The organism is Hymenobacter negativus (assembly GCF_017571495.1).
GTDB lineage: Bacteria > Bacteroidota > Bacteroidia > Cytophagales > Hymenobacteraceae > Hymenobacter > Hymenobacter negativus.
Genome location: NZ_JAGETZ010000013.1, coordinates 14,550 through 28,528, shown reverse-complemented (window position 1 = coordinate 28,528; position 13,979 = coordinate 14,550). Strand labels below are relative to the sequence as shown.

Annotated in this window: 14 protein-coding genes; 12 read left to right on the top strand and 2 right to left on the bottom strand. The window is 56.8% G+C overall.

Going from position 1 to position 13,979, the window contains the following annotated elements; translation table 11 throughout:
* Nucleotides 1–120 precede the first annotated feature (120 nt).
* The 5 genes from J4E00_RS22190 (at nt 121) to J4E00_RS22170 (ending at nt 4,758) form a co-directional block, all read left to right on the top strand.
* Nucleotides 121–1,134, top strand: a complete 1,014-nt coding sequence (locus tag J4E00_RS22190) for a 2Fe-2S iron-sulfur cluster-binding protein (protein ID WP_208177477.1) — start codon at nt 121–123, stop codon at nt 1,132–1,134.
* Nucleotides 1,135–1,225: 91 nt separating this feature from the next.
* Entirely contained in the window at nt 1,226–2,305 is a 1,080-nt protein-coding gene (nuoH, locus tag J4E00_RS22185; protein ID WP_208177476.1) for an NADH-quinone oxidoreductase subunit NuoH, read from the top strand.
* 133 nt (nt 2,306–2,438) lie between these two features.
* On the top strand, nt 2,439–3,017 hold the full coding sequence (locus tag J4E00_RS22180; RefSeq protein WP_196281458.1) for a NuoI/complex I 23 kDa subunit family protein: 579 nt from the start codon (nt 2,439–2,441) through the stop codon (nt 3,015–3,017).
* Nucleotides 3,018–3,089: 72 nt separating this feature from the next.
* Nucleotides 3,090–3,599 carry an NADH-quinone oxidoreductase subunit J gene (locus tag J4E00_RS22175; RefSeq protein WP_208177475.1) on the top strand — a complete coding sequence of 170 codons (510 nt, stop codon included), beginning with the start codon at nt 3,090–3,092 and terminating at the stop codon, nt 3,597–3,599.
* 124 nt (nt 3,600–3,723) lie between these two features.
* Nucleotides 3,724–4,758 (top strand): phytanoyl-CoA dioxygenase family protein, encoded by a 1,035-nt coding sequence (locus J4E00_RS22170; RefSeq protein ID WP_208177474.1) that lies wholly within the window; start codon nt 3,724–3,726, stop codon nt 4,756–4,758.
* Between the two features lie 81 nt (nt 4,759–4,839).
* Here the strand turns inward: J4E00_RS22170 and aspS are convergent, their stop codons facing one another.
* Complete coding sequence (gene aspS / locus J4E00_RS22165) at nt 4,840–6,603, bottom strand: aspartate--tRNA ligase (protein ID WP_208177473.1); 1,764 nt, start codon at nt 6,601–6,603, stop codon at nt 4,840–4,842.
* Nucleotides 6,604–7,046: 443 nt separating this feature from the next.
* Between aspS and J4E00_RS22160 the strand changes: the two genes are divergently transcribed.
* From J4E00_RS22160 to J4E00_RS22130, 7 genes are all read left to right on the top strand, one after another.
* Entirely contained in the window at nt 7,047–7,481 is a 435-nt protein-coding gene (locus J4E00_RS22160) for a hypothetical protein (RefSeq protein WP_208177472.1), read from the top strand.
* Between the two features lie 226 nt (nt 7,482–7,707).
* A complete protein-coding gene (locus J4E00_RS22155; RefSeq protein ID WP_208177471.1) occupies nt 7,708–8,259 on the top strand; it encodes a hypothetical protein in 552 nt (183 codons plus the stop codon).
* Between the two features lie 56 nt (nt 8,260–8,315).
* Nucleotides 8,316–8,747, top strand: coding sequence for a nucleoside deaminase (locus J4E00_RS22150; RefSeq protein ID WP_236050052.1), 432 nt, complete (start codon nt 8,316–8,318; stop codon nt 8,745–8,747).
* Nucleotides 8,748–8,848: 101 nt separating this feature from the next.
* A complete protein-coding gene (locus J4E00_RS22145) occupies nt 8,849–9,463 on the top strand; it encodes a superoxide dismutase (protein WP_208177470.1) in 615 nt (204 codons plus the stop codon).
* Nucleotides 9,464–9,726: 263 nt separating this feature from the next.
* Nucleotides 9,727–10,857 (top strand): alkene reductase, encoded by a 1,131-nt coding sequence (locus J4E00_RS22140; protein ID WP_208177469.1) that lies wholly within the window; start codon nt 9,727–9,729, stop codon nt 10,855–10,857.
* Between the two features lie 142 nt (nt 10,858–10,999).
* Entirely contained in the window at nt 11,000–12,283 is a 1,284-nt protein-coding gene (locus J4E00_RS22135; RefSeq protein WP_208177468.1) for a nucleoside permease, read from the top strand.
* A gap of 49 nt (nt 12,284–12,332) precedes the next feature.
* A complete protein-coding gene (locus J4E00_RS22130) occupies nt 12,333–13,427 on the top strand; it encodes an AAA family ATPase (RefSeq protein WP_208177467.1) in 1,095 nt (364 codons plus the stop codon).
* Nucleotides 13,428–13,538: 111 nt separating this feature from the next.
* On the opposite strand, the gene J4E00_RS22125 is transcribed toward J4E00_RS22130, so the two are convergent.
* The gene (locus J4E00_RS22125; RefSeq protein ID WP_208177466.1) at nt 13,539–13,949 is read right to left on the bottom strand and encodes a nucleoside-diphosphate kinase; all 411 of its coding nucleotides are present in this window, start codon (nt 13,947–13,949) and stop codon (nt 13,539–13,541) included.
* Between the last annotated feature and the right edge of the window lie 30 nt (nt 13,950–13,979).

Here is a 13,979-nt window from a genome sequence, read left to right as displayed (position 1 = left end):
CTCATCTGGTGCACCGAAGGAAGCATCTTATCATCGCTGCCTTCATCAGGCAATACTAACTAAAAGCTGTGCAGGCGTGATAAGACGCTTCACGCCGTCCAGCATGACAATACTATACCAATGGCTAAAATAACGTTCGACGGCATTGAGGTGGAAGTTCCGGACGGAACCACCATCCTAAATGCGGCCCGCCAGATTGGCGGTGGCATCGTGCCACCCGCCATGTGCTATTACACCCCGCTGAAGGGCTCGGGTGGCAAGTGTCGCGCCTGCTTGGTGAAGGTGTCGGCCGGTTCGGCCAAAGACCCACGGCCCATGCCCAAACTCGTGGCCTCGTGCATCACAACGGTACAGGATGGCATGGTGGTGGAAAACACCATCAACCAGCAGGTGATGGATGTGCGCAAAGGCATCGTGGAGATGCTGCTCATCAACCACCCCCTCGACTGCCCGGTTTGCGACCAGGCCGGTGAGTGCAGCCTGCAGGATTTCGCCTTTGAGCACGGCGTAAGCACCACCCGCTACGAGGAAGAGCGCCGCACGTTTGAAAAAATCGACATTGGCCCCCTCATCCAATTGCACATGACGCGTTGCATCCTGTGCTACCGCTGCGTGTACACCGCCGACCAGCTCACGCCCGAGCGTGTGCACGGCGTATTGGGCCGCGGCGATGCGTCGGAAATTGGTACTTACATCGAAAACATCATCGATAACGAGTTCAGTGGCAACGTCATTGACGTTTGCCCGGTGGGTGCACTGACCGATAAAACCTTCCGCTTCAAGCAGCGCGTGTGGTTCACAAAGCCTGTGAATGCCCACCGCGACTGCAAAACCGACAAGTGCGGCGGCCGCGTAACCCTTTGGTACAAAGGCAAAGATGTCCTGCGCGTAACTGCTCGCAAGGACGAATACGGCGAGGTTAAGGAGTGGATTTGCAACGAGTGCCGCTTCGACAAAAAGGAAACTTCGGACTGGGTATTGGAAGGCCCTGCGCATATTAACCGTGCATCAGTTATCGCCCAAAATCATTACGAATTGCCGGTTGTGAATCCGCAGGTCATTCAGGACTTGCCCGAAAGCACTACCCGGGAATTGGAGCGCAACCCGCCGTTGCGGTTGGGCGGCCTTAATTAGCTTTTAGCTGATAGCTGTTCGCTATCAGCTTCTTATAAAATCTTCTGCAAAAGCTAATAGCAGACAGCTATCAGCTAAAAGCTCAAAAAACATGACTCTTCCCGCTCTGGGCTGGCAAGGCCTCGTCGTTCTGGCAACTTTTGGCATTTCGCTGCTGATTGCCACGTATTGCACCTACGCGGAGCGCGTAATTGCTGCCTTTCTGCAAGACCGGGTAGGCCCGGACCGCGCCGGCCCTTTCGGTTTGCTCCAACCGTTGGCTGATGCAGTAAAGCTATTCACCAAAGAAGAATTTTTTCCGGCTGGTGCCAACCGTGCATTGTTCGTATTCGGGCCTTGCCTAGCCATGGTTACGGCCCTGATGTCGTCGGCGGTAATTCCGTTCGGCAACTTCCTGCAGTTCGGCGATACTATTATCCACCTGCAAGGCATTGAAATCAACGTAGGGATGCTTTACGTGTTCGGCATCGTGTCGCTGGGCGTGTATGGTATTATGATTGGCGGCTGGGCTTCAAACAACAAGTTCTCGCTGCTGGGAGCCATCCGTGCGGCTTCGCAAAACATCAGCTATGAATTGGCAATGGGCCTGGCCCTGATTGCTGTGCTGATGATGTCGGGCACGCTTTCGCTGCGCGAAATCACGCTACAGCAATCCGTAGCTGGCGAGTGGCACTTCTGGAACATTGCCAAGCAGCCGCTGGGCTTTCTCATCTTCATCGTCTGCGCTTTCGCCGAAACCAATCGGACGCCTTTCGATTTGCCCGAGTGCGAAACGGAGTTGATTGGTGGCTATCACACAGAATACAGCTCCATGAAAATGGGCCTGTACCTGTTTGCTGAGTATATCAACGTGTTCGTGGCTTCTGCTGTGATGAGCGTCCTCTATTTCGGAGGGTTCAATTTCCCCTTCCAATATGAGTTGCGCGACTGGTTGGTATCGAGCCGCGGACTGGAGCTGGTGACGGCTCAGAACATCATTACCATCCTTGGTTTGGTGGGCCTATTCGCCAAAATCTTTGGCTTTATTTTCTTCTTCATGTGGGTGCGCTGGACCCTGCCGCGCTTCCGCTACGACCAATTGATGCGCCTGGGCTGGACCATCCTCATCCCCTTGGCCATTTTCAATATTATGCTGACGGGCGGCCTGATTACGTTCGGCATCATTAAATAATTCTGATTGTCACGCCCATCTGGCGTACCGACAAAAGCATCTTAATTTACTGCTGCTTTCGTCAGACTTAGTTACCTCTGCGGCTTGCGAACCGGATAAGATGTTTCGCAGGCTCAGCATGACAGCAACCTTTATGGAATCCTTAAGCAAACGCGCCAAAGTCCTGACCAAAAAGCCCATGACCTTGGCCGAGCGGGCCTACCTGCCGGCCATCTTTCAGGGCTTGTCGATTACGATGCAGCACTTTTTCCGGGCTGCAACCAAAAAACAAGTCACCATTCGCTACCCCGAAGAGACGCGTCCCTTCTCCCCTGTTTTCCGTGGCCTGCACGTTCTGAAACGTGACGAAGCCGGCCGCGAGCGCTGCACCGCCTGTGGCCTATGCGCTGTAGCCTGCCCCGCCGAAGCCATCACGATGGTAGCCGGCGAACGTAAAAAGGGGGAGGAAAACCTTTACCGCGAGGAGAAATACGCCGTCAGCTACGAAATCAACATGCTGCGCTGCATTTTCTGCGGCCTGTGTGAAGAAGCCTGCCCTAAAGCCGCGGTGTACCTGCAGGCCGACAAAATGGCTCCGCCGCGCTTCGAGCGCGACGAGTTCATCTACGGTAAGGACCGGCTGGTGGAACCTGTGACGCCTGATAACCGCTCGAAGCGCGGCATCCAACTCACGCCCGAACAGGCCGACAAGCTGCGCTCGCAACTGGCGTAACTTCGTGCTTGGTCGTCATGCTAAGCATAGTCGAAGCATGATGTTCTTCTCTGACGTTCTTTTTTGATTCTAATGTCCCCTCTCTTCCTCTTTCTCTCGTTCGTGGCCCTGTTGAGTGCATTGGGCGTGGTGCTGGCCAAAAACCCGGTACACAGCGTCCTGTTCCTCATCCTCACGTTCTTCACACTCTCGGGTCACTACCTGCTGCTGAACGCGCAGTTTCTTGCGGCTGTGAACATCATTGTGTATGCTGGCGCTATCATGGTGTTGTTCCTGTTCGTGATTATGTTCCTGAACCTGAACGAGGAAACTGAGCCGCACAAGCCTGCACTGGCCAAGTTTGCTGCTGCTATTGCTGGCGGCTCACTGCTGCTGATTCTAGTAGCAGCCCTGCGCAATGTGAACCCCGCTGGTTACGACCCGGCCAACTTCGATTCGCAGATTGGCATGGTAGATAAGCTGGGCATGGTGCTGTTTAAGGACTATGCGCTGCCGTTTGAGTTGGCTTCCATTCTGTTGCTGGCCGCTATGGTAGGCTCGGTGATGCTGGGCAAGCGTGAAACAGGCGAGCGGAATTTCTAACGTAAAAGCTATTTCGAAAAAGCGGCCACTGATATAATATCAGTGGCCGCTTTTTTATATTCGCCTGTAGGCTACCGCCCACCAAAAAAGCATTGGGCGGGGTAGTTCAGTAGTTTAAACGCGTATGGAAGCTCGATACATCCTTGCTGATTTGGAAGAAACCGGGGACCTCGGCGTGAAGCACTTGAAACGGTTTTGGTCGCAGTCGTTGGCACAGCGCAATGGCGTTTTCGTTGAGCAAACAGAAAGAAGCTGGCGCTTCGACAACTTGCTTCTGAACGGGCTAAGCTTGCCGCTGGAAGAAACCACGCGCTACCTGATGCAAGCGGTACCCAGCTTCGCGGAGTTTGAGAACTGGGTTCTTGCCAAGAATAATGGGCAAATTGGAGCTTTGCAAATCGAGCGCCTCAACTGCCTGTTTTCGAACCAGCCGTACCCAGAGACGTTACGGCAGCAGTTGCGCGAAATCGAAGCAGTAGCGAATGTGCTGAGTAAGGCCGACCTGGCCTTTTGGAACGAGCATGGCTACGTCATTCTGCGGGAGGCCATCTCGCAAGAGCAAGCACAAGCTACTCAAGATGCCGTGTGGGAAGCCTTAGGCATGGACCGATACAATGCGGCTACCTGGTATAACAAACCCATCGGCAAGGGCATTATGATGGATTTCTACCACCATCCCACCCTACAAGCCAACCGCCAGTCGCCACGCATCCACAAGGCATTTGCCCAGCTTTGGGGCACCGCCGACCTATGGACGACTACCGACCGCACCAGCCTCAACCCGCCCGAAACAGCCACTTATCAGCACCAGGGCACGCCCCTGCATTGGGATATGAGTTTGCAGCCGCCCTTCCGCTTCGGTACCCAAGGCCTCATTTACCTCTGCGACACGCCAGCCCACCAAGGAGCTTTTAGCTGCGTACCCGGCTTCCACCGCCAACTGGAAACGTGGCTGGCCACCCTGCCTTCCGGCACCGACCCGCGCCGCGTCGACCTAACGGCACAGGTACAACCCATTGCCGCCGGAGCCGGCGATATGATTATCTGGCACCACTTCCTGCCCCACGGCAGCAGCCCCAACCACGGCACCTACCCACGTCTCGTGCAATACTTGAACATGTACCCGGTCGATTTTAAGGAAAACACCGTTTGGCTGTAATGGGCTTGAAAGGCTCTGCTATTTAATAAAAAGCGGCGCCTGATGCATCAGGCGCCGCTTCTGGTTCTACCATTTCACAACCTACTTCGCTACCACTGCTGTGGCAATGCTCAACTCCTTCAACTGCGCGTCGGCGATGGGCGAGGGCGAGTCAATCATGACGTCGCGGCCGGAGTTGTTTTTAGGGAAGGCGATGAAGTCGCGAATAGAGTCCGAGCCGCCAAAGAGGCTGCAGAGACGGTCGAAGCCGAAGGCAAGGCCGCCGTGGGGTGGCGCGCCGTACTCGAAGGCGTCGAGCAGGAAGCCGAACTGGGCCTGGGCTTCTTCGGGGGTGAAGCCGAGAAGCGAGAACATGCGGGCCTGCACGGCGCGGTCGTGGATGCGGATGGAGCCGCCGCCCACTTCCACGCCATTTATCACGAGGTCGTAGGCGTTGGCGCGGGTCTGGCCGATGGTGGCGGGGTTGTCGAGCAGGGCGAGGTCCTCGGGCTTGGGCGAGGTGAAGGGGTGGTGCATGGCGAAGTGGCGGCCTTCTTCCTCACTGAATTCCAGCAGCGGGAAGTCAATTACCCACAACGGCGAGAACGTATTGGGGTCACGCAGGCCGAGGCGGCGGCCCATTTCGAGGCGCAGCTCGCTCATGGCTTTACGGGTTTTGGCTTCGGGGCCGGCCAGCAGTAGGAGCAGGTCGCCGGGGTTGGCGTCGAAGGCAGCCCTCCACTTCTGTAACTCGTCCTGCGAGTAGAACTTGTCGACCGAGGATTTTACCGAGCCGTCGGCCTCTACGCGGGCGTAGACGAGGCCAGTGGCCCCAATTTGCGGGCGCTTCACCCATTCGGTCAGCTCGTCAATTTGCTTGCGGGTGTAGGCGGCGCAGGTGGCGGCGTTGATGCCCAACACCAGCTCGGCACTGTCGAAGACGGGGAAGTTCTGGCCTTTTACTGTTTCGGTGAGGTTGGCAAACTTCATTTCGAAGCGGGTGTCGGGCTTGTCGTTGCCGTAGTCGCGCATGGCGTCGGCGTAGGTCATGCGGGGCACGCTGGGGAAATCGAGGTTTTTGATTTCCTTGAACAGGTAGCGCACCAGGCCTTCAAACATGTCGAGGATGTCCTCCTGGGTCACAAAAGCCATTTCGCAGTCAATCTGCGTGAATTCAGGCTGGCGGTCGGCGCGCAGGTCTTCGTCGCGGAAGCACTTCACGATTTGGAAGTAGCGGTCGAAACCCGACACCATGAGCAGCTGCTTAAACGTCTGGGGCGACTGCGGCAGGGCGTAGAACTCGCCGGGGTTCATGCGCGAGGGCACCACGAAGTCGCGGGCGCCTTCGGGCGTGGATTTGATGAGCACCGGCGTTTCGACTTCGATGAACTCCTGGCCATCAAGGTAGCGGCGCACGGCCTGGGCCATTTTGTGGCGCAGCATGAGGTTGTTGCGCACCGGCGTGCGGCGCAGGTCGAGGTAGCGGTACTTCATCCGCAGGTCGTCGCCGCCGTCGGTTTCGTCCTCGATGAGGAAGGGCGGCAGCTTTGCCGGGTTCAGCACCTCCACTTTTTCGGGGCGAATTTCGATGGCGCCGGTGGGGATTTTGTCGTTTTTGGAGTAGCGCTCGGTCACTTTACCGGTTACCTGGAGCACAAATTCGCGGCCGAGCTGGCGGGCGGTTTCAAGGAGCGCATCGCTTTCAATGCCCCCTTCCAGCGTTACTTGGGTGAGGCCATACCGGTCGCGCAGGTCAATCCAGAGGATAGCGCCTTTGTCGCGGGTGCGCTGCATCCAGCCGCAAAGCGTGACGGTTTGACCAATGTGTTCGGCGCGAAGCTCGCCGCAGGTGTGGGTACGTAACATGGCAATAGGGATTTCGGGCAAAGTTAGGCCTTGCGGGCGGGGCCTGCCACCGTAGCGCCAACTTTCTGGTTCGCGCCCCCAAACGGCGCACAACCGAGAGCTAAATGCCCGTAGCATGTGCTACAGACCACTCAAGAAATCTATGAATGCTCGTAGCACGTGCTACGGACCACTTGGGAAAAATATAGGTACCCGTAGCACATACTACGGACCGTTGCAGAAAAGTATAGGTGCCCGTAGCACGTCCTACAGACCATTATAGAAAAGTATGGGGGCTCGTAGGAACTCCCACGGGCAACCCGCAGAAACGTCGGTGCCTGCGCTGCTTTCATTGCAAGCTTCCCACCAAGAGGTCAGCAACCCGCGTTGGCTGTTTTTGGTACGGGATATGCAAAGGCCGCCGTAGCTGCGTTCCTTTGTCTTCTCAATCCCTTCAAAATTTCATGAAACTCCTCCCCTCTTTGGCACTGGCCGCCGCGCTGCTGGCCGCCGGCTCGGCTCAGGCCCAGAAAATCAAGACCAAAACGAAGTCCGATGCCTCGGGCACGGAGATTAAATCTAAAGGCACCGGCGCCGTCACGCTCGACGGCCCCATTAAGCGCGTCGAAACGCTGTCGGGCATCGATGTATTTCCCAAGCCCAACTCCACGAGCATCATGCTCAGCTTCACGCAGCAATTCACCAAGCCTGGCACGCTGGTGATGACTGATTACAAGAACAAAGTAGTGTACCAGACCGAGCTGGACCCGGTCAACAATACCGGCGCGCCGGTAGATTTGGGCAAGATTCCGGCTGGCACTTATCTGGTAGAGGCCAAAACCGGCAACTACGTGTACTGGAAAAAGGTCCGGATTAAGTACCCAGCCGCCCGCCGGTAGTTGGAACGAGCAGGCCTGAAAAGAGCGTCATGCTGCCCGCAGCGAAGTAGCTCGCATGCGCGCCGGCTGTCATCTGAACACCACGAAGGACCTTACCCAAACAGAGCGATTGACGTTCTGCGTTGATTAAGATTCTTCTTTCTTCAGCATGGCAGCCGGCGCACGCGAGCGGCTTCGGCTGCGCTCAGCATGACGTTCTTTGTTATTGTTCCCATTTGATGCTGCTATGAAGAACCTATCGTTTCTGCTGCTGTTTCTTACCCTCACAGCCTTCGCACCCAATCCCAAGCTGACGTCCACCAAGCTTGCTTCGGGCCTGACGGTGGGCGTGCCGGCCGGTTTTGCCCCGCTGCCCGACGACGGCATTGCGGTGAAATACCCCTCGCCACGCAAGCCGCTGGCCGTGTTTTCCAACCCCAGCGGGCGCGTGGATTTCAGCGTGGCCCTGCGGCCCACCACCTTCGAAAGCTTCGATTATGGCGTGCTGATTAAAATTTACAAAGCCAGCATTCAGCGGCTGTACTCGAAGGTTGACTTTATCAAAGAAGACATCCGCACCGTGAACGGGCGCGACTACATGTATTTCGAATTCATCTCCACGGTGTCCGACGCACGGCGAAACGGCAGCCCGTTAGCTCCTATCAAGAAGTATCAGACGGTGCAATATGCCATCCTGGGCTCGCAGCTTTATGTCTTCACCTTTGTGGCTCCGGCCGATGAGCAGGCGCAGTGGCAACCCACCGCACAGGCCGTGATGAATGCCATTGTGATGAAGTAGCACCAACTTTTAGTCCGCGTGTGAATAGCCGGGCTAAAGTGCTGCAGCAACCAGCCATGACCGACGAGTATTTCATGCGGCACGCCTTGGCCGAGGCTCAAAAAGCCTTTGAAACCGATGAAATCCCCATCGGTGCCATCGTTGTATTCGAAAACCGGATTATCGGCCGCGGCTACAACCAAACCGAACGCCTACGCGATGTGACGGCCCACGCCGAAATGCTGGCCCTGACCGCCGCCGCCAATCACCTGGGCAATAAATACCTCGCCGACTGCACGCTCTACGTTACCATCGAGCCGTGCGTGATGTGCGCCGGCGCCAGTTATTGGGCGCAGCTGAAGGCCGTTGTGTTCGGGGCCGAGGAGCCCAAAGTGGGATTTCGGCGGCACGGGCAGCTGCTGCACCCGCGCACCAAGCTGCGCGGCCCCGTGCAACACGAGGAGTGCGCCGCGCTGATGCGGGCGTTTTTCAATTTGAAGCGTAAATAATCTACATTTGGCCTTAAGTAGCTAGCAGCCGTAACCATGCACGGAACCGGCTGTTCCAGCAACACCATCACACCAAATCACCACCCAAACCTTTTTCAACTATGGCTTTCGAACTGCCCAAACTCCCCTACTCCTACGACGCCCTCGAACCCACGTTCGACGCACAAACGCAGGAAATTCACCACACCAAGCACCACCAGGCCTACGTGACCAACCTCAACGCTGCTATTGCCGGCACTGAGATGGAAGGCCAGTCGCTGGAGGAAATCCTGCACAACATTGCCAAAGCTCCCGTAGCCGTGCGCAACAACGGCGGCGGCCACTGGAACCACTCGCTGTGGTGGACCATCCTGTCGCCCAACGGTGGCGGCCCGGCCACCGGCGCCGTGGGCGAAGCCATCACCACGGCTTTCGGCACGTATGACAAGTTCAAGGAAGAGTTTGCCAAAGCTGCTACCACGCGTTTCGGCTCAGGCTGGGCCTGGCTGTGCAAGCAGGCCGATGGCTCGGTGCAAATCTGCTCCACGCCCAACCAGGACAACCCGCTAATGCCCGATTCCGGCTGCAAAGGCTTCCCGATTCTGGGCCTCGACGTGTGGGAGCACGCCTACTACCTCAAATACCAGAACCGCCGCCCCGACTACATCGCCGCTTTCTTTAACCTCATCAACTGGGATGAGGTGAACCGCCGCTTTGCCGAAGCCAACCCTGCCTAGTTTCAGTGGTAGCAAGACGTTGGTAACAAATAGCAAGACCTGAGAAAAGCTCTTCGCTAGTCTTAACTTGCTGCTATTATCTTGCTGCTCAAAAGCCCGTTCCACGCTGTGGAACGGGCTTTTCTGATTTTTAGCCCGACTGCTTCGATGGGTAGCGCAACAATAATTTAGGTAGCTAAAACTATTCGTGTACCTACCTGCTTTATAGCCGCGTTTCATTCATTCCTATCGCGCCTCACACGGTGCGGCCTTACTTTCAGAACATGTCAAATAAAGCTTTTGAGCCCGCCAAGCTTGGCTCGCTCACCCTCGCCAACCACATTGCGATGGCTCCCATGACCCGTAGCCGTGCCCTCGGCAACGTGCCCAACGAGCTGATGGCTGAGTACTACCGCCAGCGCGCCACGGCTGGCCTCATCATCACCGAAGGCGTTTCGCCCTCGGCCGATGGCTTGGGCTACGCCCGCATTCCCGGCCTGTTCAATCAGGAGCACGTCACCAACTGGCAGCGTGTGACCGAAACCGTGCACCATCACGGCGGCCACATTTTCGTGCAGCTTATGCACGCCGGCCGCGTTTTCCACCACCTCAACCTGCCCGAAGGTGCCGAAGGCGTTGCCCCCTCGGCCGTAGCTGCCCAGGGCCAGATGTGGACCGACCAGCAGCAGATGCAGGACCAGCCTACTCCTCGCGCCCTGCGCTCCGACGAGTTGACCCGCGTGCGCGACGAGTACGTGCACAGCGCCAAGCTGGCCATTGAAGCCGGCTTTGATGGCGTGGAGCTGCACGGTGCCAACGGCTACCTGCTGGAGCAATTCCTGAATCCTGCCTCCAACCAGCGCACCGACGAGTACGGCGGCAGCGTGCAGAACCGCGCCCGCTTCGTGCTCGAAGTAACCAAAGCCGTGGCCGAAGCCATTGGCACCGAGCGCACCGGCATTCGCCTTTCGCCCTGGGGCGTGTTCAACGACATGCCGAACTACCCCGAAACCAACGAAACCTACGCTTACCTGGCCGAGGAGCTGCAAAAAATCGGCGTCGTATACCTGCACCTTGTCGACCACCAGAGCATGGGGGCCCCCGCCGTGCCGACTGAAGTTGTGCCCCTTATCCGCGAGAAGTTTACCAACACACTCATTCTGAGCGGTGGCTACAACACGGTAGCCCAGATTGATGCTGCCCTCGACAGTGCCGCCGACCTTGTAGCCATCGGCCGTCCCTTCATCTCAAACCCCGACCTGGTAGAACGCCTAAAAGCAGGCCTGCCCCTGGCCGAAGCCGACCAGGCTACTTTCTACGCCCCCGGCCCCAACGGCTTTGCCGACGGCTATACTGATTATCCCACGGCCGACGGCCAACCTGCTGGCACGTTCTCGCCCAGCTACGAGGCCTAAAACAGGCCCTAGTGGCTCCGGAAGCCCCTGCGAAGCGACTCAGCGATGGGCCGCTTTGCAGGGGCTTTTTTATTTATCTTTGACGGTCCCGGCCTTTTCCCGGCCTTTGCTTCCCTTATTTCACTGCTCTTGCCCACCCCGCATGAATACGAAGTTGCGTCTTACTATCCTGAGTTTTCTCCAGTTTTTCATCTGGGGCTCTTGGTTGATAACAATTGGTGCCTATTGGTTTCAGACGAAGCAGTGGTCGGGCGCGCAGTTCGGGGCCATTTTCTCTACCATGGGCATTGCGTCCATTTTCATGCCCTCACTCATGGGCATCGTGGCCGATAAGTACGTGAACGCGGAGAAGCTATACGGCATCCTGCACATTCTGGGCGGCATTACCCTCTGCACCATTCCCATGGTCACGGACCCCGGCCTGTTCTTCTGGGTGATACTGTTGAACATGATTTTCTACATGCCCACGCTGTCGCTGTCCATCGCGGTGTCGTACTCGGTACTGAAGCGCGAAGGGCTGGATGTGGTAAAGGACTACCCGCCGATTCGGGTATGGGGCACCATCGGTTTCATTGTGGCCATGTGGACGGTCAGTCTGCTGGGCTTTGAGAAATCAGCCAGCCAATTCTACGTAGCGGCCAGCGCGGCCATTCTACTGGGTTTGTATTCGTTCACGCTGCCCAAGTGCCCGCCGCAGTCGGCCAATTCCTCCAACCAGAGCCTATTCGAAATCCTGGGCCTCAAGTCGTTTGCACTGCTGCGCGACCGGAAGATGGCTACCTTCTTCATTTTTGCCTTGCTGCTGGGTGCCGCGCTGCAATTGACCAATGCCTACGGCGACACCTTCCTGCACGATTTCGACAAGAACCCGGCCTATCAGGACACCATCACGGTGAAGTATCCGGCCATCATCATGTCCATCTCGCAGATTTCCGAAACGTTGTTCATTTTGGCTATTCCCTTCTTTCTTCGGCGTTTTGGGATTAAACAGGTGATGCTTTTCAGCATGATTGCCTGGGTACTCCGCTTTGGCCTGTTTGCCTATGGCAACCCCGGTCTGGGACTCTGGATGATTATTCTCTCGTGCATCGTGTACGGCATGGCCTTTGACTTCTTCAATATCTCGGGGTCACTTTTCGTTGAAACCCAGACGCAGCCAAGCATTCGCGCCAGCGCCCAGGGCTTGTTTATGATGATGACCAATGGCTTTGGGGCCGTGCTGGGTAGCTCATTAAGCGGCATCATCATCCAGCGGTACTTCACCGATGCCAATGGTGCGAAGGACTGGCACAGCATCTGGCTCACTTTCGCGGGCTACTCGCTGGCCATAGCCGTGCTCTTCGTGCTTATATTCAAACATAAGCACACCACGCAGCCAGCGCCGGAAACCCATCCCGAAGGCCTGCTCTCGGTGGAGCAGGCTTAGCCTTTGACGCCACTCTCACCCATTGCTTCCCCTGGCCTGATTCCCTGGCATGACGCCCTCTTCCGTTTCCCCTACCCCCGACCTTTCGCTGAGCTACACCCAACACGGCTTCCAGCCCGTGGCATGGTTCTACGCAACTTTTGGTGAGCTGCCCCGCCGCGAAATCTACCAGTTGGCTTCCACCGAAGCCCGTCAGGCCGTGTTAAATACCCTGGCTGAAACCCACGACATGGACCGCGCTACGGTGGTGCATTCCGTGTACGTGGAAGAAGTTGGCAAGGCCCCCGAACTCCAGTACCACGCCCTGACGCTAGCTCCGCATGTGCTGCTTTGGTTTTACGACCGCGGCATCTACGGCGACCAAGCAGCGCAGCTGTACTATTCGCCCCAAACAGACCCGGCCCTGCTGGCCCAGCTCCGGGCCCTGTTCACCGCACACCTCGAAACCGGCAAAGTGGAGCACAAGCGCATCCAGGTGCTGCGCCTGACCACCGGCGACATGGAGTTCAGTCCCCTGCCCATCACCATCCCGGAGCTGAACCTGGCCACGCACTACAACGACGACCTGCTGCCCGCCCACGAAACCATTCTGCAGCGCCTCCAGAAGCCAAATGAGAAGGGCATCATCATCCTTTACGGCCCGCCCGGCAACGGCAAAACCAGCTACATTCGCCACCTCTGCGGCCTCACGGATAAGCCCAAGCTATTCATTCCGCCTAACTTGGCCGCCCGCATTGCCGACCCAGAGTTCATCAATCAACTTCACGATAATACCAATTCTATCCTGCTCATTGAGGACGCTGAAGAGTTGCTCGTTAAGCGTGATGGCGTAGGCGGGAATGCCGTCAGCAACCTGCTGAACCTGTCCGACGGCTTGCTTTCCGACGGTTTCCACATCCAGATTATCTGCACGTTCAACACCGAGTTGTCGCGCATCGATAAAGCCCTGCTGCGTAAGGGCCGGCTCATCGCGGCCTACCATTTTGGCCCCTTGTCGGTGGACAAGGCCCAAGCCCTCGCCACCTCCCTCGGTCAAACGGAACCCATTACGGAGCCTACCTCGCTAGCCGAGCTCTATAACCGCGAACCCAATACCTTTACCGAATTGGAAACCAGCAACAAGCGCATCGGATTTAGCCGCTAGCCTTAGCTCATCAATACAAATTTGGTATAAAAAAAGTCAGTATTTGGCACAAATAAAAAGCCCGCTCTGCGCAATGTAGAGCGGACTTTTTAGCAATTTCCTGAGTGCGAATTACTTCGTACCGAAGAAAAAGTCGCCTTCAATTTGGGCGTTTTCATCTGAGTCCGAGCCGTGCACGGCATTGGCCTCGATGCTTTTGGCATACTTCTTCCGGATTGTACCGTCCTCGGCGTTGGCGGGATTGGTGGCACCAATGAGGGTGCGGAAATCAGCCACGGCGTTGTCCTTCTCGAGAATAGCAGCCACGATGGGGCCGCTCGACATGTATTTCACGAGGTCGTTGTAGAAAGGACGCTCGGCGTGCACGGCGTAGAACTGGCCAGCGCGCTCGGCAGTGAGGGTAACTTTTTGGAGTTCCACGATGCGGAAGCTGCCGGCCTCAATCATGCTCAGGATACCACCAATGTGGTTGTCCTGAACGGCATCGGGCTTAATCATCGTGAATGTGCGGTTGGTGGCCATTTGTAGGGCTAAAGAGGGTTGGTTGAAAAC

Bases quoted from the DNA above. Each gene is read 5' to 3' on its own strand.
- aspS (WP_208177473.1), bottom strand. From the start codon at position 6,603: ATGTTACGTACCCACACCTGCGGCGAGCTTCGCGCCGAACACATTGGT.
- nuoH (WP_208177476.1), top strand. From the start codon at position 1,226: ATGACTCTTCCCGCTCTGGGCTGGCAAGGCCTCGTCGTTCTGGCAACT.
- J4E00_RS22180 (WP_196281458.1), top strand. From the start codon at position 2,439: ATGGAATCCTTAAGCAAACGCGCCAAAGTCCTGACCAAAAAGCCCATG.
- J4E00_RS22170 (WP_208177474.1), top strand. From the start codon at position 3,724: ATGGAAGCTCGATACATCCTTGCTGATTTGGAAGAAACCGGGGACCTC.
- J4E00_RS22155 (WP_208177471.1), top strand. From the start codon at position 7,708: ATGAAGAACCTATCGTTTCTGCTGCTGTTTCTTACCCTCACAGCCTTC.
- J4E00_RS22175 (WP_208177475.1), top strand. From the start codon at position 3,090: ATGTCCCCTCTCTTCCTCTTTCTCTCGTTCGTGGCCCTGTTGAGTGCA.
- J4E00_RS22145 (WP_208177470.1), top strand. From the start codon at position 8,849: ATGGCTTTCGAACTGCCCAAACTCCCCTACTCCTACGACGCCCTCGAA.
- J4E00_RS22150 (WP_236050052.1), top strand. From the start codon at position 8,316: ATGACCGACGAGTATTTCATGCGGCACGCCTTGGCCGAGGCTCAAAAA.
- J4E00_RS22135 (WP_208177468.1), top strand. From the start codon at position 11,000: ATGAATACGAAGTTGCGTCTTACTATCCTGAGTTTTCTCCAGTTTTTC.
- J4E00_RS22190 (WP_208177477.1), top strand. From the start codon at position 121: ATGGCTAAAATAACGTTCGACGGCATTGAGGTGGAAGTTCCGGACGGA.
- J4E00_RS22140 (WP_208177469.1), top strand. From the start codon at position 9,727: ATGTCAAATAAAGCTTTTGAGCCCGCCAAGCTTGGCTCGCTCACCCTC.
- J4E00_RS22160 (WP_208177472.1), top strand. From the start codon at position 7,047: ATGAAACTCCTCCCCTCTTTGGCACTGGCCGCCGCGCTGCTGGCCGCC.
- J4E00_RS22125 (WP_208177466.1), bottom strand. From the start codon at position 13,949: ATGGCCACCAACCGCACATTCACGATGATTAAGCCCGATGCCGTTCAG.
- J4E00_RS22130 (WP_208177467.1), top strand. From the start codon at position 12,333: ATGACGCCCTCTTCCGTTTCCCCTACCCCCGACCTTTCGCTGAGCTAC.